Below are 16,226 nucleotides of genomic sequence, written 5' to 3' on the forward strand. Positions count from 1 at the left end.
GCCACGGACAACTTATCCGTCGGTCCCAGCCGATACCCTCATCATTTATGAGCGCACTCGCCGGACTCGTGGACAAGGGCCTGATGGCTGCCGACTGGGCCGAGGCGCTGGCGCCGGCCGAGCCGCAGATCGAGCAGATGGGCCGTTTCCTGCGCGACGAGCTGGCGGCCAGGCGTCCCTATCTGCCCGACGGCGACCGCATCTTCAACGCCTTCCGGCGACCGCTGCGGGACGTACGCGTCCTGATCGTCGGCCAGGACCCCTACCCGACGATCGGGCACCCGATCGGGCTCAGCTTCGCGGTCGAGAAGGACGTACGTCCCCTGCCTGCGTCGCTGAAGAACATCTACGCCGAGCTGACCACCGACCTCGACCTGAAGACGCCCGAGCACGGCGACCTGTCGACCTGGGCCGACCGCGGGGTGATGCTGCTCAACACCTCGCTGACGGTGCGCCCCGGGGCTCCCGCATCACACTCGAAGAAGGGCTGGGAAGACGTCACCGGGCGGGCGATCGACGTTCTCGGCCGTCGCGGCGGACCGCTGGTGGCGATCCTGTGGGGCAGGCACGCGCAGAATCTCGAGCCGCGGCTCAACGGGGTGCCCGCGATCAAGTCCGTCCACCCGTCGCCGCTCTCCGCACGCCGGGGGTTCTTCGGGTCCCGGCCGTTCTCCCGCGCCAACGCCCTTCTGGTCGAGCAGGGCGGTTCCCCGATCGACTGGTCCCTGCCTGACTGAGCTCACTCCGATTAGGATCGGCCCATCGGCCCATCGGCGCGGTGAACGGGGGTCACGTGGGCGAGAACACGACCGGACCGACGCTGTCGGTGTCACGGCGACTCAAGATCGGCGGGACCATCGTCGTCGTCCTGATCGCAGCCTGGGCCGCCGTGCTCGGCGGACGGATCCTCCTGGAACGGGCCGGGCCTCCGGAGTTCCCCGCGACCGACGTACGTGACTGGGCGACCTTCGCCGACCACCTCGTCCTGGGCACCGCCGGCCCTGACGACACGGACCGGCTCGAGGTCACGACCGTCCTGTGGAGCCGTCAGGGAGCCCACCAGATCGGCCGCGGGATCACCCTCGACGCCGACCTGACCGAGGGCGAGGCGTACGCCGTGCCGGTGGCCTGGCTCGAGGGCGGCGGCGGACGCTGGGTGGCGCTGGCGGCCGAGGCGGTGCTTCCCCTCGACGGCGGGCGGATCACCGGGGGTGGCGGGACCTGGGCGGCCGACCACGCCGGGGAGTCTCCCCGGGGGCTCGCCACCGAGCTCTACGAGACCGGGCCGCACCCGGCCGCCGTCCCCTACCTCTATGAGAGCCTCGAGCAACGGCTCGCCGCTGTGGAGCGGTAGGTAAGATTTCTGGCGTGAGCCAGGACTCCCCCACGCGCCCCCAGCGCGCCGACTGGATTCGGGCCGGCATGTGGTCGCTCGGCTTCGTCGCCCTGCTGTGGGTGCTCGAGGCCACCGACTACATCAGCGGGCACCAGCTCGACTCGCTCGGCATCCAGCCGCGCACCGACGCCGGCCTGCTCGGCATCGTGTTCGCCCCGGTGCTCCACTTCGGCTGGGCCCACCTCTACGGCAACACCCTGTTCGCGCTCGTCCTCAGCTTCCTGGTGCTCGCCTCGGGCGTCGGCCGCGGGATCGTGGCGACCCTCATCATCTGGGTGGTCGGAGGAGTGGGCGTCTGGCTGATGTCGCCCCCGGGCAGCATCACCGCCGGCACCTCGATGCTGATCTTCGGCTGGCTCGTCTACCTGATCCTGCGCGGCCTGTTCAGCCACCGCGTCGGCCAGATCGTCATCGGCGTGCTCATCTTCCTGGCCTGGGGCAGCCTGCTCCTCGGCGTACTCCCCGGGCAGACCGGTGTCTCCTGGCAGGGCCACCTCTTCGGCGCGATCGGCGGTGCGCTGGCTGCCTGGCTGCTCAACGACCCGCCCCAGAAGCAAGCCCAGAAGAAGGCTGCCTGAACCAGTTGTTGGAGACTGGCTGCATGCAGATCCTCTCCATCCAGTCGCACGTGGCCTTCGGCTACGTCGGCAACTCGGCGGCAGTCTTCCCGATCCAGCGCCTCGGTCACGAGGTCTGGCCCGTGCTCACGGTCAACTTCTCCAACCACACCGGCTACGGCGCGTGGCGTGGACCGGTCGTGGCCGCCGACCAGGTCGCGGAGGTCATCGAGGGGATCTCCGAACGCGACGGCCTCTCCACCGTCTCCGCGGTCCTGTCCGGCTACCAGGGCGACCCCGCCGTGGGCGCGATCGTCCTGGATTCCGTACGCCGCGTGAAGGCGCTCAACCCGCGAGCCCTCTACTGCTGCGACCCGGTGATGGGAGACGTCGGGCGCGGCATGTTCGTCCGTGAAGGCATCCCGGAGTTCATGCGCGACGAGGTCGTCCCGGCCGCCGACGTGATCACTCCCAACCACTTCGAGCTCAACTTCCTGGCCGGCGTCGAGTCGACCGACACGCTCCAGGAGGTGCTCGCCGCCGTCGACATCGTCCGTGAGTCCGGCCCGTCGAACGTGCTCGTGACCTCGGTGATCACCAAGGACCCGACCCATCTGGACCTGGTCGCCGTCTCCGACGAGGGCGCCTGGTCGGTCACCACTCCCTTGCTCCCGATCTCGCCCAACGGTGGCGGTGACGTCACCGCGGCGGTCTACCTCTCCCACCTGCTCTCGACCGGCTCCACCCCCGCCGCCCTCGGCCGCACCGCGAACACCCTCTTCGCCATCCTCGACCGCACCCTGAAGTCCGGCCGTCGCGAGCTCGAGCTCATCGCCTCCCAGGACGACATCGCCAACCCGCCGACGACGTACGAGGTCACTCAGCTGCGCTGAGACCTGCATCGGAGCCGGTGACAGGAGTCGAACCCGCGACATTTCGCTTACAAGGCGAACGCTCTACCAACTGAGCTACACCGGCATGCCGTACGCCTCCGCGACGGCGAGACAATCGTAGCCAGTCACCGCCCGATGTGCGCACCCGACGCCCCTACACCGGCGCGCGGAGGTGGGCGAAGTTGGTGGTGCGGCGGAGGGTGAAGCCGAGGGCCTGGTAGAGCCGGATGGCGTTCTCGTTGGTGCCGCTGGCGTGCAGGAGGGCGCGCTCGCCGCGCTGATTGATGCCGTACGTCACCGCCCGCACGAGCCTCCCGGCGAGCCCCTGCCCGCGGAAGTCGGCGTCGGTGCAGACCGCACTAACCTCGGTCCAGCCGCGGGGGTGGTTGCGCTCGCCGGCCATCGCGACGAGGCGACCGCCGGCGCGGATGCCGAGATAGGTGCCCATCTCGATGGTGCGCGGCTCGAACGGACCCGGCCTGGTCCGCTCGATCAGATCGAGGATCTCCGGGACGTCGGCCGGCCCCAGCACGACGACGTCGGCGTCGGGCACCGCGACGACCCCGTCGTCGATCATCTGCACGCCCTCGCCACCGCCGAGGACCTCCCACCCGACAGGCGGGCGAACCGGACGTGGCGAGGTGAAGAAGCAGGTCCCGGCCGGCCCGAGCAGCGCGGCGAGATCAGCCCAGGCCCGGGGCGAGTCCTCGGCGATCCCGGCGAAGGCGGCGACCTGCGGGTCGTAGCGCGCGGCCAGCCCGGAGATCTTGCCCAGATGCCGGTTCGGTCCGACGAGGGACTCCCAGACGATGTTGTCCAGGACGGAGCTCGTCTCAGCAATCGGTCGCGCATCAGTGGTCACGCGCGGCATCCTATTCTCTAGCAACTCGCTAGACATTATGTGTTTTGCCTAGCGGTCCCCCAGACCCGAGGAAGCCATGACCACCACCGCCACCCCGGCCGCCGCCGAGGCCGACCCACCAGCACCTCCGGAGGACCCCCTCGCCACCAGAAGGGTCGCGCCCCGCCGTCACTACGGCCGCTGGGTCGTCACTGCGGTCGTCCTCGCCCTCACCGTCGAGGCGGTCCGCGCGCTCGCGGCCAACCCGGCCTACCAGTGGGACCGGATCTCCTACTACTTCACCCTCGACGTCGTGCTCGACGCGCTGCTGGTGACGCTCGAGGTGACCGCGGTCAGTGCGGTCGTGGGCTTCGTCGGCGGCGTCGTCCTGGCCCTGGGTCGGATGTCGGGCAACCCGCTGGTCAACGCCCTGAGCTGGTTCTACATCTGGTTCTTCCGCTCGCTGCCCCTGGTCGTTCTCCTCATCATCATCTTCAACGCCTCCCTCTTCTTCCCTCAGATCGGGATCAACATCCCGTTCGGCCCGAGCCTGGTCTCCTACGACGTCGACGGGCTGCTGGTGCCGTTCGTGGCCGCGGTCGTCGGACTCAGCCTCAACGAGGCCGCCTTCGCCGCCGAGATCATCCGCGGCGGGCTGCTCTCGGTCGACCACGGCCAGATCGAGGCCGCCAACGCGCTCGGCCTCTCGCCCTGGCGCCGCCTGCGCCAGGTCGTCCTGCCCCAGGCGCTGCGCAGCATCGTTCCCGGCTACGTCAACCAGCTGATCGGCCTGGTCAAGGCATCCTCGCTGGTCTACTACGTCTCCCTGGTCGACCTCTTCGGCATCGTCTACCAGCTCGAGAGCACCCACGTCAGCGACAAGGTGGCCATCCTCCTGGTCGGCACCGCCTGGTATCTCGTCATCGCCGCGGTCCTCTCCGTCCTCCAGCACTACGTCGAGCGCCACTACTCCCGCGGCTGGGAGGTCCGCCCATGACCATCACCGAGAAGACCACCGACGGCGTACGCGTCCGCAACGCGCACAAAGCCTTCGGCCCTCACCCGGTCCTGAAGGGGATCGACCTCGACCTGCCCCCGGGGACGGTGACGGTCGTCATCGGCCCGTCCGGGTCCGGCAAGTCCACCCTGCTGCGTACGCTCAACCACCTCGAGACGCTGGACCTCGGCTATGTCTCGGTGGCCGGTGAGCTGATCGGCGTACGCGAGCACAACGGCCGCCTGCACGAGCTCAGCCCGCGCGCGGTGCGCAGGCAGCGCAGCCGGATCGGGTTCGTCGCGCAGAGCTTCAACCTCTTCCCCCACCTCACCGTCGCCGCCAACGTCGCCGAACCGCTGCTCGCCCACAAGGTCGCCGGCTGGGATGCGGCCTACACCAAGGCGTACGAGCTGCTGGGTCGGGTCGGTCTGAAGGACCGCTGCACCGACTACCCCCGCCAGCTCTCCGGCGGCCAGCAGCAGCGGGTGGCGATCGCCCGTGCGCTGGCGCTCGAGCCCGAGCTGCTGCTCTTCGACGAGCCCACCTCTGCCCTCGACCCCGAGCTGGTCGGCGAGGTGCTCGCGGTCATCAAGGAGCTGGCGCAGAGCGGGAAGACACTGGTCATCGTCTCCCACGAGATCGGCTTCGCCCGTGACGTCGCCGACCACGTCGTCTTCATCGACGGCGGCGTCGTGGTCGAGCAGGGGCCTCCGGCCCAGGTGCTCGACCACCCTCAGCACGCTCGCACCCGCGAGTTTCTCGGCAAGGTCCGCTAACCCCCACCCCCTAAGGAGACAACCATGTCCGACGACACCACCACCGAGCCCACCGACACAGAGACCACCGACGCAGAGACCACCGACAAGCCAGACCCCAAGCGCGACAGCCCCTCCCCCGAGATCCCCCCACGCCGGCGGACCCCGTTGATCGTCGCCGCCGTCGCGGTGGTCGCCGTGATCGCGGTCGTCGCCGCCTTCCTCCTCGGCAGAGGCTCGGACGAGGAGACCGCGACCGAGACCGACGGCGAGGTGACCAGCGTGAAGATCGGCGAGGTCGCCGGGGTGGCCGCGAAGCCGACCAGCATCGACGTACCGGTGGTCGAGGAGATCCGCGCGAAGGTGCCGGCCGAGATCCTGGAGCGCGGGACCCTGAAGATCGGCCAGGGAGCCCTGCCCGCCGGCTTCCCGCCGCTGGCGTTCGTCGGCACCGACAACACCACCCTGACCGGCTCCGAGCCCGACTTCGGCCGGCTCATCGCGGCCGTGCTCGGGCTGAAGCCGGAGCTGGCCAACGCCACCTGGCAGAACCTCTTCGTCGGCCTCGACGCCGGCACCAGCGATGTCGCGATCTCCAATGTGACCGACACCGAGGAGCGCAAGCAGAAGTACGACTTCGCCTCCTACCGCCAGGACAACCTCGGCTTCGCCACGGCCGGCACCTCGACCTGGAAGTTCGACGGCGACTACCGCGCGCTCGACGGCCTGAAGGTCGCGGTCGGCTCGGGCACCAACCAGGAGAAGATCCTGCTGGAGTGGCAGGCGAAGCTGAAGGCCGAGGGCAAGAAGCTGGACGTCAAGTACTTCCCGGACAACCCCGCGACCTGGACCGCCCTGGAGTCGGGCCAGATCGACGCGTTCTTCGGCCCCAACCCGGGCATCGCCTACCAGATCGCCGGGACCGACGACACGTTCCGCAACTCGGGCACGTTCTCCGGCGCGGGCGAGTCCCTGCAGGGTCTGATCGCCGCGACCACCAAGAAGGACAGCGGACTGGTCGAGGCGCTGGCCGACGCGATCAACTACCTGATCGAGAACGGTCAGTACGCCACCTGGCTGAAGACCTACGGCCTCTCGAACGAGGCCGTGGAGAAGTCCGAGATCAACCCGCCGGGCCTGCCGCTGGAGAACCAGTGACCCGCTGAGTGACCCTCACCGGCTCACTGGCCGGCACCCTCCAACGGGACGTACTCGTGGGCGGTGAGGGCCCCGTTGGTCTCCAGCTCGACGGACTGGACGCCGACGGGGAGCCCGTCGGCGTAGGTGATCAGCGTGACCTCGGCGGTGCGGCGGATCTTGCCCATCGCGAAGGCGTACGCGGCGCCGCCGGTGGTGCCGTTGGTGTAGGTCCACCCCACGTCGCCGTTCTCGCCGGTCACCTCGCTCGGCCCCTGGTGGACGTGGCGGTGGCCGCCGACGACGAGGGTCGCGCAGCCCCGGCGTAGGGTCTCGCGGCCCAGCGACGGGTCGTGGACGAGGAGGGTCGCGACGGGCTCACCCTCCTCCTTCGAGGCACAGGCGATGTCGGCCAGCTTCTCGCCGGCCTCCTCGAGGGTGACGCCCTTCTCATCGATCCAGTTGCCGAGGCCGCTGGTGCGCGGATCGGGGACACCCAGGAGCGTCGAGCCACCGGGGCCGTCGACGACCTCGCCGTCGAGCATGGTCCAGCCGCTGTCTGCCAGGTAGGAGCCGACCGTCGGGCCGTGGTCGTGGTTGCCGGTGACCGCCCACTTGTCCAGGCCGTCGCTGGCGTCGGTGAGCGAGTCGAGGGAGAAGGTCTCCCAGTCGGACCCGGTCGAGGTGTCGTCCCCGGCGTCGAGGATGCCGGTCGCGCCGCCCTCGTCGGCGATCGCGCGCACCACGGAGTCCATGCCGACGTTGTCGTGGCGATCGGAGACGAGTACCGACACGGTCTCGTCCTCGCCCGGCTCGCGCAGCGCCAGGTCCGGCACCTTCGCGACCACCTTCTCGTAGAAGATCCGGCTGGAGTTGTAGGTGTCGACGGCGCTGGCCACGAGCCGGCGGGTCTGGTTGGCATAGGCGTCGCCGCGGACCTCCACGTCGGCCAGCTCCTCGGGCACGGGGATATCCGCGCCGAGGAAGTCGGCCAGCGGGGTCCAGTCGCCGGCGACCGGTCCGGCCTCCTTGTCGGCGGCAGGCGCTCCGGGCTCGCCCCAGGGCTGCCAGACCGCGACCGCGAGCACCGCCACCGTGACCACGCCGATGCCCGCGGTGGTGAGGCCGTGCCGGGTGTGGGCCGATTCCTTGACACGTCTGCGCAGGTCAGCCCGGCGTTGGGAGCCGGGAAGCCACCACAGCAGAACTCCTCCGGCGACGATCGCCAACGAGACGGCGGCGCCGCGGAGCACGGCCGCGACGAGCATCGACTCGACCTGGTCCACCACGACCGCGCGCTGGCCGTCGGGGGCCGAGCCGAGCACCGCGTAGCGCTCGAAGAGCTCGTCCATCGACCGCAGCTCGGTCTTGCCGAGGGCGACGTCGACACCGATCGGGCCACCGATGTCCAGACGTACGTCAGGCAGCACCGGTCCGGTGTGGATGATCGCCTTCCCCGACAGCGTCGGGCGCAGGACCGAGTCGTGGCCGGCCAGGACCACCTGGCGTTCGCTGGACAGGAAGAGCCACGCGCTCAGCGCCACGGCCAGCACGAGCCACAGCACTCCGAGCCCCGCCCAGAAGGCGAGGCCCCGAAACAGAGCGCGGCGAGAAGTCAGCGACGCGCCTCCGCGACCGCGTAGAGCACGACCGACGCGGCGACGCCGGCATTGAGGGACTCTACGGAGTTGACCATCGGGATCGACACTATCTGGTCGCAGGTTTCCTGGACCAGGCGGGAGAGCCCACCACCCTCGGCACCGACGACGATCACCAGCGGACCGTCGGCGAGGCCGTCGGGGGCACCCAGCTCGGGCAGCGTGATGTCACCCTCCATGTCGAGCCCGACGACCATGCAGCCGGCCTCCTGGTAGGCCTTCAGCTGCCGGGTCAGGTTGACCGTCTGAGCGACCGGGATCCGCGACGCGGCACCGGCGCTCGTCTTCCAGGCGGCGGCGGTCATGCCCGCGGCACGCCGCTCGGGGATGACCACGCCGTGAGCGCCGAAGGCGGCCGCGGAGCGGACGATCGCACCGAGGTTGCGCGGGTCGGTGACCTGGTCCAGCGCCACGATCAGCGCCTTCTCCCCGGTCTCGGCCGCCCGGTCGATCAGGTCGTCGGCGTGGGCGTACTCATAGGCCGGGATCCGCGCGGCCAGACCCTGGTGGCCGTTGAAGCCGGTCAGCCGGTCGAGCTCGACCTTGGTCACCTCGAGCAGCGAGATGCCCTTCTCGGAGGCGAGCATGAACGCCTCGCGGAGCCGCCCGTCGCGCTCGGCACCCTCGGCGACGTAGAGCCCGTTGACCGGTACGTCCTCGCGCAGCGCCTCGACCACGGAGTTGCGTCCGATGATCCACTCGGCGTCGCCGGCGGCCCGCTTGCGCGGCCCCTTGCCGGCTCGCTTCTCGGCGGCCTGGGCCGCCTTGTGCGCCTTGTGGTAGGGCCGGTCGACCGCCCTCGGCGTCGGGCCCTTGCCCTCGAGGCCCTTGCGCCGGTTGCCGCCGGTGCCCACCTGGGCACCCTTCTTGCGTCCCTTCGCGATCGCTCCGCGACGCTGGGAGTTGCCTGCCATCAGTTAACGCTCCATTTCGGACCCTCAGGGGTGTCCTCGATCTCGATCCCGGCGTCCTTGAGCCGGTCTCGCATGGCATCTGCGCGGGCCCAGTCCTTGGCGGCGCGCGCCTCGGCACGCTCGTCCAGGACCCCGCGAACTAGTACGTCGAGCGCGCCGGTGAGCTTCTCGTCGTCCCCGCTCGTCGGACCCCACGCCGGGTCGGCGGGGTCCAAGCCAAGAACGTCAAGCATGCGGCGAACCTCCCCAGCCAGTTCCTTCGCTCGCTCCGATTGCAGATCACCAAGGAACCGGTTAGCCCGGCGGACGGTGTTGTGGATAACTGCGACCGCCGCGGGCGTACCAAGGTCGTCGTCCATCGCTGACGCAAAGGCGTCCCACGCCGCAGCGGCGGTGAGGTCGTCATCCTCGGTGTCCACGTCAACGGACTTGATCTTCAACAGGTCGTTCAGCTGCAAGCCGGCTTCAACGCGCTCCAGGAAGCCCTCGATCCGCTGGAACGCCAACGCCGCCTCGTCCAGGGCAGCGAAGGAGAACTCGACGTGGGACCGGTAGTGGGCCGCGACCAGGTAGTAGCGCAGCTCGATGCCGCGTACCTTCTTCAGGACCTCGGGGATGACCAGCGAGTTGCCCAGCGACTTCGACATCTTCTCGCCCGAGGTGGTGATCCAGGCGTTGTGGAGCCAATAGCTCGCGAAGGGGCGACCGGCAGCGCGCGACTGCGCCTGCTCGTTCTCGTGGTGCGGGAAGCGCAGGTCGAGGCCACCGCCGTGGAAGTCGAAGGCGGGCCCGAGGTATTTCCCGGCCATCGCCGAGCACTCGATGTGCCAGCCCGGACGGCCCAGCCCCCAGGGCGAGGGCCAGGAGGCGGTCTCCGGCTCGGAGACCTTCCGGCCCTTCCACAGCGCGAAGTCACGAGGGTCGCGCTTGCCCCGTGGGTCGGCGTCGGCCGCGGCCTCCATGTCGTCGACCTTCTGCCCCGACAGCTCGCCGTAGGAGGGCCAGGAGCGCACGTCGAAGTAGACGTCGGCCGAGCCGTCCTCGGCGGCGTAGGCGTGCCCCTTCGCGATCAGCTCCTCGATCAGCGCGATGATCTCGGGGATGTGACCGGTGGCCAGCGGCTCGTAGGTCGGGCGGGCGACGTTGAGCGAGGCGTAGGCGGCGTCGAGCTCGCGGTGCATGTCGTAGGCGAGGTTGTACCAAGGTCGGCCCTGGTCCGCGGACTTCGCCAGGATCTTGTCGTCGATATCGGTCACGTTGCGGATGAACGTGGTCTCGTAGCCCGACGCCCGCAGCCACCGCTGCAGCACGTCGAAGTTCACCCCGCTCCGCACATGCCCGACATGCGGCTCGCTCTGCACGGTCAGGCCACAGACATAGAGCGACGCCTTGCCGGGCTGCAAGGGTGTGAAGTCACGTACTTCACGGGTCGCCGAGTCGTAGAGCCGAAGTGCCATACCCCAAGTCTAGGGACGTACGCGGGTTCCCTACCTATCGCGACGCACGATGAGCGAGCGCCAGCGAGCGAACAACGGGTATTTCATCGGGCCGCGTCGGCATCCTCGCGCCTGCGCTACCGGCGCGGCACGATGAGCGCGGTTGCTATCGCGGCTACGCCCTCGCCGCGCCCCGTAAGCCCCAGGCCGTCGGAGGTCGTCGCGGTCACCGTGACCGGCGCGGCCGCCGCGGCGGAGAGCGCCTGGTTGGCCTCGTCGCGCCGCGGACCGATCTTGGGCCGGTTGCCGATCACCTGCACCGCGATGTTCCCGATCTCGAAACCGGCCTCACGGACCCGGCGCGCGGCCTCGGCGAGCAGGACGACCCCGGCCGCCCCTGCCCACTCGGGCTCGGAGGTGCCGAAGTTGGACCCCAGGTCGCCGAGTCCCGCAGCGGAGAAGAGCGCGTCGCAGCAGGCGTGGGCCGCGACGTCGCCGTCGGAGTGCCCCGCCAGGCCCTGCTTCTCGTCCGGGAAGGCCAGACCGGCCACATGCATCGGGACACCGTCGGCCAGGCTGTGTACGTCGGTCCCGATGCCGACCAGAGGAAGCTGCACGCTCCGCAGTCTCCCAGATGTCCCGTCTCAGGCGACCTTCCGGTGCCCGACGTGGATGAGCCCGTCGACGACTCGGACCTCGTAGACGGGGATGGTCACGTGCGGGTCGTCCAGGCACTGACCCGTACGCAGGTCGAACCCGTGCCGGTGAGCCGGCGAGGCCACGAACGGCACTCCGTCGCGCACCCCGACGATGCCCTTGGCGATCACCGACGCCTTGGCGAACGGGTCGTGGTTTCCGAGGGCGTAGACGACGTCGTCGGACATCCGGAAGATGGCGATGGCCTGCCCGTGGACCAGCGCCGTGGCGCCGCGCTTGACCTCGAGCGCATCGACCGGGCAGACGGACTGCCAGTCTCTCTGGTCGTCTCGCTGGGCTTGCTGGCGCTCGCTCATGACGTCGCCGGCCCGAGCCGCTTCGTCGACATTCGTCGGGTCCTCCCTTCGGTGGATTTGAACGCTATGGGGCGTCGTGGTCACCTCCTGTTTCGCTTTGTTACGGGTGCGTAAACACCAGCGCCCAGCCCCTCTGCCCCCTCCTCCACCGAACGGATAGCCTCCAGGGGTGCCCGCCGCTCTCGTCCTCCTGGCCGCCGGATCCGGCACCCGCGTCGGAGCCGCCACCAACAAGGTGCTGCTCCCGCTCGACGGGTCCGACGATCCGGCCTCCTCAGCCCTCGGCCTCTCGCTCCGGACCGCGCTGGAGGTGCCTGACGTGCGCCGCCTCGTCCTGGTCGTACGCAGCGGCGACGAGGAGGCAGTCGCGGCCGTCGCGCAGCCTCTGCTCGGCGATCGCGAGGTCGCAATGGTGGACGGCGGCGACACCCGCCATGCCTCCGAGCAGGCCGCGCTCGCCGTGCTCCGGGCCGACATCGAGGCCGGCGAGATCGACGTGGTCGCGATCCACGACACCGCCCGGCCGCTGGCCGCACCCGAGCTCTTCCTCGCGGTCATCGCCGCCGCCGGCGAGCACGGTGGCGCCATCCCCGCCGCGCCGCTCACCCACCTCTCGACGCGCGACCTGCAGCCCGTGGCAGGTGCCCTCGTCGGCGTACAGACACCGCAGGCGTTCCGGGCATCCGACCTGCTGGCCGCCTATGCCCGGGCCGCGGCGGACGGCTTCGACGGCACCGACACCGGCGCGACGCTGGAGCGCTACGCGTCCGGCGTACGCATCGTCGCCGTGCCCAGCTCTCCGCTGAACCTCAAGGTGACCTTCGCCGACGACCTGCAGGCGGCCGCGGCGCTGCTCAGCTGACCGCTCAGCCGCGCGAGAGCGCCTCGAGCAGGCGTACGTCATCCTCGGACCCGACCCGGCGACCGACCGGAGGCGCCTCGACCGAGACGACCGGGAACCGGCGGGCCAGCGCCCCCGCGATCTCGGCGAAGTCGCCGGCGGGCCAGTCGTCCAGCGCGGCGACGACAGCCGGAGGCAGCACGATCGGCGAGGCGACCGAGACGAGCGCTGACCGGTCGACGGTCTCGCCGAGGATCGGCACCCCGTCCTCGATACCGAGCTTCTTGACCGTATCCGTCACCGGGCGTACGCCGACCACGACCGCCTCGCGCGCGAGCGCGGTCGTGACACAGTGGGCGATGAAGGCCGGCGGGGTCATCGGGCACAGCGAGTCGTGCAGGACCAGCGGCTCCTCGGCCGCGACCATCCCTTCCCACGAGGTGGTGAAGTCGACCGGGGTCACACCGGACTCCCCGAGGGACCACGTCGCTGCGGCGACCAGCGCCTCACCGTGGATCAGCGCGAACGGCAGCGATCCGCGGCCGTCCTCGGCGACGATCCCGAGAGCCGGCGGGACCTCGGCGGTCTCGTCGATCTCGTCGTAGTCGGCGTAGGGGTCCTCCATGGGAGTCACCGTATCCGCACGAAAACGCGAAACAGGCCCCGGGTTTCCCCGGAGCCTGTAACGCAGACCGAAACCAGCCTCAGCTGGCCAGCACCTCGTCGAGGAGGACTTCAGCCTTGTCTTCGTTGGTGTGCTCGCACAGCGCGAGCTCCGAGACGAGGATCTGGCGTGCCTTGGCGAGCATGCGCTTCTCCCCGGCGGAGAGGCCACGGTCACGCTCACGACGCCACAGGTCACGCACGACCTCGGCGACCTTCATGACATCGCCGCTGTGCAGCTTCTCCAGGTTTGCCTTGTAACGACGCGACCAGTTGGTCGGCTCTTCGACGTGCTCCGCACGAAGCACCTCGAAGACTCGATCAAGCCCGTCCTTGTCTACGACGTCTCGAACTCCGACGAGCTCGAGGTTGTTGGCCGGAACACGCACCACGAGGTCCTGCTGAGCGATGATGCGGAGGACCAGATACTGCCGCTCCTCGCCCTTGATGGTGCGCATCTCGATGTCTTCGATGACGGCCGCGCCATGGTTCGGGTATACGACGGTCTCGCCGACGGTGAAAGTCATATTTTTAGGTACCCCTTCCTAGGTCCATAAGTCTACCACGGATCTTAGAATTCGGATTCCGTGTTTGCGCAGGTCAGGGGCTCAATCTGGGGTTGACAGATTGACGACTTGTGTGGTTCCGCGCGCGCAGGCCCGCCAGGCGTGGCAGCATGGCTGATTTCGAAACGACGCCGAAATCTCGCCGTAGCCAGCCTGTTGTCCTGCGCGGCTCGGCCGAGTGCCCGATACTGCCGCCATGGCGAATGCATCGCAGAGCGCCCCCAAGACCATCTTCACCGTGTCGTCGCACGCCCAGGATCAGGACCCGGAACAGACGCAGGCCAGCGCGTCGGCCGTTCCTGATGCCCCGGCAGGCAGAGCAAGCGTCATGGACAAGATCGGCAACTGGGCCCCGCTCCTCCTCATCCGCTCCGCCCACCCCCGGCAGGCGGTGCTGACGGCCATCGGCCTGTCGGTGGCGGCCGTCCTCGCCGGGATGACGACACGCGAGGTGACGCTGATCGCGGTGACCGTGCTCGTCGGCCAGGCCGTGCTCGGCTGGCACAACGACCTCGTCGACCAGGTCGTCGACCGTCGTCACGAGCGCGAGGGCAAGCCGATCTCGGACGGCCGGCTCGAACCGGGCGGCGTCTGGTTCGCACTGTGCTGCGGCGTACTGCTCGTCATTCCGCTCTCGGTCACCGCGGGCACGGTGGCGGGGCTGTTCTACCTCGGCTCGCTGGTGCTCGGGATGCTCGCCAACGTACTGCTGCGCAAGGGCCTCTTCTCCTGGGTCCTGTGGGCGGCGGCCTTCGCCTGCTACCCCGGATATCTCTCGTACGCCGGCTGGGCCGGTGAGTCCTCGGGCGGACCGCCCCACTGGGTGATGGTCGCGCTCGCCGCGGCGCTCGGCGTGGGTGTGCACTTCCTGACCGCGCTGTGGGGCCTGGTCGCCGACAACCAGGACAAGTGGACGTACCTGCCGCTCAGGGCGGGACTGAAGCTCGGGGCCGGCAAGCTCCTCCTCGTCACGCTGGTCTACATCGCCGCGGTGATCGGCGGGATGCTGTACGCCGCGAGCGCCGTCGGCCTACGTGCCTGACCCTTTTCCGATATCGCAGTATCGGGCGGATAGAGTGTCGCGCGTGACGACCAAGGTTATGCAGAAGCGGCTCGCAGTGACGGGCGCACTCGTGGCTCTCGCCCTCCCGGCGCTCACCGCCTGCAGCAGCTTCGACTACGCGACCGACCGGCCCAACGAGATCACCCACGGTGGCTCGACGCTCGACGGTGCCATCCGGATCAACGCCGCTCGCATCGTGACCGCGCAGGAAGGCTCCGGCGTCCTGGTCGGCACCTTCTCGCTCGACCCGGCGATCAACCCGGCGGTCACCGGCAAGGCGCTGCCGTCGGTCACCTCCATCGCCACGGGGACCGAGGCCGAGGAGACGGTCACGCCCGAGTCGTTCACCCCGATCGAGCTGCCGAAGTCCGGCATCATCAACCTGGCCGACCCGACCGTCGGTGGCATCGCGGTCACCGGCGACTTCAAGCCGGGCGACAGCATCCCGATGACCTTCACCTTCTCCGACGGTGAGGAGCGGACCATCAACGTCCCGGTCGTCACCCAGTGCGGTCCGTACGCCGAGGTCGTCGCCGCCGTCGCCGACGAGACCACGAAGCCCGCGAAGAAGGGCAAGAACGCGGAGGACCAGGCGTCCGAGGGCGCTGCCGGTGAGGAAGCCGCCGAGGGCACCGAGGAGGCGTCGACCCTGCCGGCCGACGAGTCCGCCGAGGGCGAGCACGCCACCGAGACCGAGGGTGAGGCGCACGGCGAGGCCGAGGACCCCTACTCGTGCGAGTTCCCCCCGGCCGCTCTGCCCGGTGCCGAGGAAGCTCACTGATGACCTACAAGCTCGTCCTTCTGCGTCACGGCGAGAGCGAGTGGAACGCGCTCAACCTGTCGACGGGCTGGGTCGACGTCGACCTCACCGACAAGGGCCGGGCCGAGGCCGTCAACGGCGGGAAGCTGCTGACCGATGCCGGGATCCTTCCCGACCTGGTCCACACGAGCCTGCTGCGCCGCGCGATCAACACGGCCAACATCGCCCTCGACGCCGCCGACCGCCACTGGATCCCGGTGCGCCGCGACTGGCGCCTCAACGAGCGCCACTACGGCGCGCTCCAGGGCAGGAACAAGTCCGAGACACTGAAGAAGTTCGGCGAGGAGCAGTTCCAGCTGTGGCGTCGTTCCTATGACGTACCGCCGCCGCCGATCGAGGCCGACTCCGAGTTCTCCCAGGCCGGTGACCCGCGCTACGCCGACATCGACGTGCCCGCGACCGAGTGCCTCAAGGACGTCGTCGCCCGGATGATCCCCTACTGGGAGTCGGCGATCGTGCCCGACCTCCAGACCGGCAAGACCGTCCTCGTGACCGCCCACGGCAACAGCCTGCGTGCGCTGGTCAAGCACCTCGACAACATCTCCGACACCGAGATCGCCAAGCTCAACATCCCCACGGGCCAGCCGTTGGTCTACGAGCTCGACGAGTCGCTGAAGCCGGTCGTCGCCGGCGGCACCTACCTCGACCCCGAGGCCGCGGCCGCCGCGGCCGAGGC

General features: G+C 69.6%; 19 protein-coding genes and 1 tRNA gene. 11 read left to right on the forward strand and 9 right to left on the reverse strand.

Annotation, left to right across the window (positions count from 1 at the left end):
• The first annotated feature begins 47 nt into the window (after positions 1–47).
• From ACFU7D_RS05535 to pdxY, 4 genes are read left to right on the forward strand one after another with little or no spacing between them, the layout of a single operon-like run.
• Positions 48–737, forward strand: a complete 690-nt coding sequence (locus ACFU7D_RS05535; protein ID WP_378724670.1) for a uracil-DNA glycosylase — start codon at positions 48–50, stop codon at positions 735–737.
• 56 nt (positions 738–793) lie between these two features.
• On the forward strand, positions 794–1,354 hold the full coding sequence (locus ACFU7D_RS05540; RefSeq protein ID WP_378724668.1) for a hypothetical protein: 561 nt from the start codon (positions 794–796) through the stop codon (positions 1,352–1,354).
• Between the two features lie 14 nt (positions 1,355–1,368).
• On the forward strand, positions 1,369–1,974 hold the full coding sequence (locus ACFU7D_RS05545) for a rhomboid family intramembrane serine protease (RefSeq protein WP_378724666.1): 606 nt from the start codon (positions 1,369–1,371) through the stop codon (positions 1,972–1,974).
• A gap of 23 nt (positions 1,975–1,997) precedes the next feature.
• Positions 1,998–2,846 (forward strand): pyridoxal kinase PdxY, encoded by an 849-nt coding sequence (gene pdxY, locus ACFU7D_RS05550; RefSeq protein WP_378864361.1) that lies wholly within the window; start codon positions 1,998–2,000, stop codon positions 2,844–2,846.
• 12 nt (positions 2,847–2,858) lie between these two features.
• On the opposite strand, the gene ACFU7D_RS05555 is transcribed toward pdxY, so the two are convergent.
• Positions 2,859–2,931, reverse strand: a tRNA-Thr gene (locus ACFU7D_RS05555).
• A gap of 69 nt (positions 2,932–3,000) precedes the next feature.
• Entirely contained in the window at positions 3,001–3,717 is a 717-nt protein-coding gene (locus ACFU7D_RS05560; protein ID WP_378864364.1) for a GNAT family N-acetyltransferase, read from the reverse strand.
• Positions 3,718–3,784: 67 nt separating this feature from the next.
• Here ACFU7D_RS05560 and ACFU7D_RS05565 point away from each other — a divergent pair, with 67 nt between their 5' ends.
• The 3 genes from ACFU7D_RS05565 to ACFU7D_RS05575 are packed head-to-tail and all read left to right on the forward strand — an operon-like array spanning position 3,785 to position 6,597.
• The gene (locus ACFU7D_RS05565) at positions 3,785–4,684 is read left to right on the forward strand and encodes an amino acid ABC transporter permease (protein WP_378724661.1); all 900 of its coding nucleotides are present in this window, start codon (positions 3,785–3,787) and stop codon (positions 4,682–4,684) included.
• Positions 4,681–5,460, forward strand: a complete 780-nt coding sequence (locus ACFU7D_RS05570; protein WP_378724659.1) for an amino acid ABC transporter ATP-binding protein — start codon at positions 4,681–4,683, stop codon at positions 5,458–5,460. The genes ACFU7D_RS05565 and ACFU7D_RS05570 overlap by 4 nt, the downstream gene beginning before the upstream one ends.
• Before the next feature lie 24 nt (positions 5,461–5,484).
• Complete coding sequence (locus tag ACFU7D_RS05575; RefSeq protein WP_378864367.1) at positions 5,485–6,597, forward strand: ABC transporter substrate-binding protein; 1,113 nt, start codon at positions 5,485–5,487, stop codon at positions 6,595–6,597.
• A gap of 23 nt (positions 6,598–6,620) precedes the next feature.
• Here the strand turns inward: ACFU7D_RS05575 and ACFU7D_RS05580 are convergent, their stop codons facing one another.
• From ACFU7D_RS05580 to nirD, 5 genes are all read right to left on the reverse strand, one after another.
• Positions 6,621–8,141 carry a metallophosphoesterase gene (locus tag ACFU7D_RS05580; protein WP_378864369.1) on the reverse strand — a complete coding sequence of 507 codons (1,521 nt, stop codon included), beginning with the start codon at positions 8,139–8,141 and terminating at the stop codon, positions 6,621–6,623.
• 50 nt (positions 8,142–8,191) lie between these two features.
• Positions 8,192–9,148, reverse strand: a complete 957-nt coding sequence (gene rlmB, locus ACFU7D_RS05585; RefSeq protein WP_378864372.1) for a 23S rRNA (guanosine(2251)-2'-O)-methyltransferase RlmB — start codon at positions 9,146–9,148, stop codon at positions 8,192–8,194.
• The gene (cysS, locus tag ACFU7D_RS05590) at positions 9,148–10,605 is read right to left on the reverse strand and encodes a cysteine--tRNA ligase (RefSeq protein WP_378864375.1); all 1,458 of its coding nucleotides are present in this window, start codon (positions 10,603–10,605) and stop codon (positions 9,148–9,150) included. Before cysS ends, rlmB begins: the two co-directional genes overlap by 1 nt.
• 116 nt (positions 10,606–10,721) lie before the next feature.
• Positions 10,722–11,201 carry a 2-C-methyl-D-erythritol 2,4-cyclodiphosphate synthase gene (ispF, locus tag ACFU7D_RS05595; protein WP_378864378.1) on the reverse strand — a complete coding sequence of 160 codons (480 nt, stop codon included), beginning with the start codon at positions 11,199–11,201 and terminating at the stop codon, positions 10,722–10,724.
• A gap of 27 nt (positions 11,202–11,228) precedes the next feature.
• The gene (nirD, locus tag ACFU7D_RS05600; protein WP_378864381.1) at positions 11,229–11,597 is read right to left on the reverse strand and encodes a nitrite reductase small subunit NirD; all 369 of its coding nucleotides are present in this window, start codon (positions 11,595–11,597) and stop codon (positions 11,229–11,231) included.
• A gap of 169 nt (positions 11,598–11,766) precedes the next feature.
• Between nirD and ACFU7D_RS05605 the strand changes: the two genes are divergently transcribed.
• Positions 11,767–12,459: a 2-C-methyl-D-erythritol 4-phosphate cytidylyltransferase gene (locus tag ACFU7D_RS05605; protein WP_378864384.1), complete on the forward strand. Its 693-nt coding sequence runs from the start codon at positions 11,767–11,769 to the stop codon at positions 12,457–12,459.
• A gap of 4 nt (positions 12,460–12,463) precedes the next feature.
• On the opposite strand, the gene ACFU7D_RS05610 is transcribed toward ACFU7D_RS05605, so the two are convergent.
• The gene (locus ACFU7D_RS05610) at positions 12,464–13,063 is read right to left on the reverse strand and encodes a hypothetical protein (RefSeq protein WP_378864387.1); all 600 of its coding nucleotides are present in this window, start codon (positions 13,061–13,063) and stop codon (positions 12,464–12,466) included.
• 79 nt (positions 13,064–13,142) lie between these two features.
• On the reverse strand, positions 13,143–13,628 hold the full coding sequence (locus tag ACFU7D_RS05615) for a CarD family transcriptional regulator (RefSeq protein ID WP_008360791.1): 486 nt from the start codon (positions 13,626–13,628) through the stop codon (positions 13,143–13,145).
• A 235-nt stretch (positions 13,629–13,863) separates the two neighbouring features.
• On the opposite strand from ACFU7D_RS05615, the gene ACFU7D_RS05620 reads away from it, so the two are divergent.
• From ACFU7D_RS05620 to ACFU7D_RS05630, 3 genes are all read left to right on the forward strand, one after another.
• A complete protein-coding gene (locus tag ACFU7D_RS05620) occupies positions 13,864–14,709 on the forward strand; it encodes a hypothetical protein (RefSeq protein ID WP_378864390.1) in 846 nt (281 codons plus the stop codon).
• 43 nt (positions 14,710–14,752) lie between these two features.
• On the forward strand, positions 14,753–15,511 hold the full coding sequence (locus ACFU7D_RS05625; RefSeq protein WP_378864392.1) for a hypothetical protein: 759 nt from the start codon (positions 14,753–14,755) through the stop codon (positions 15,509–15,511).
• Positions 15,511–16,226: phosphoglyceromutase (locus ACFU7D_RS05630; RefSeq protein ID WP_378864395.1), on the forward strand; the 716-nt coding region annotated here is incomplete at its 3' end. The genes ACFU7D_RS05625 and ACFU7D_RS05630, both read left to right, overlap by 1 nt.

It is taken from the genome of Nocardioides sp. NPDC057577 (genome assembly GCF_042801335.1).
In the GTDB taxonomy this organism is placed as follows: domain Bacteria; phylum Actinomycetota; class Actinomycetes; order Propionibacteriales; family Nocardioidaceae; genus Nocardioides.

Bases quoted from the DNA above. Each gene is read 5' to 3' on its own strand.
- ACFU7D_RS05535 (WP_378724670.1), top strand. From the start codon at position 48: ATGAGCGCACTCGCCGGACTCGTGGACAAGGGCCTGATGGCTGCCGAC.
- pdxY (WP_378864361.1), top strand. From the start codon at position 1,998: ATGCAGATCCTCTCCATCCAGTCGCACGTGGCCTTCGGCTACGTCGGC.
- ACFU7D_RS05560 (WP_378864364.1), bottom strand. From the start codon at position 3,717: ATGCCGCGCGTGACCACTGATGCGCGACCGATTGCTGAGACGAGCTCC.
- ACFU7D_RS05565 (WP_378724661.1), top strand. From the start codon at position 3,785: ATGACCACCACCGCCACCCCGGCCGCCGCCGAGGCCGACCCACCAGCA.
- ACFU7D_RS05570 (WP_378724659.1), top strand. From the start codon at position 4,681: ATGACCATCACCGAGAAGACCACCGACGGCGTACGCGTCCGCAACGCG.
- ACFU7D_RS05575 (WP_378864367.1), top strand. From the start codon at position 5,485: ATGTCCGACGACACCACCACCGAGCCCACCGACACAGAGACCACCGAC.
- rlmB (WP_378864372.1), bottom strand. From the start codon at position 9,148: ATGGCAGGCAACTCCCAGCGTCGCGGAGCGATCGCGAAGGGACGCAAG.
- cysS (WP_378864375.1), bottom strand. From the start codon at position 10,605: ATGGCACTTCGGCTCTACGACTCGGCGACCCGTGAAGTACGTGACTTC.
- nirD (WP_378864381.1), bottom strand. From the start codon at position 11,597: ATGAGCGAGCGCCAGCAAGCCCAGCGAGACGACCAGAGAGACTGGCAG.
- ACFU7D_RS05610 (WP_378864387.1), bottom strand. From the start codon at position 13,063: ATGGAGGACCCCTACGCCGACTACGACGAGATCGACGAGACCGCCGAG.
- ACFU7D_RS05615 (WP_008360791.1), bottom strand. From the start codon at position 13,628: ATGACTTTCACCGTCGGCGAGACCGTCGTATACCCGAACCATGGCGCG.
- ACFU7D_RS05620 (WP_378864390.1), top strand. From the start codon at position 13,864: ATGGCGAATGCATCGCAGAGCGCCCCCAAGACCATCTTCACCGTGTCG.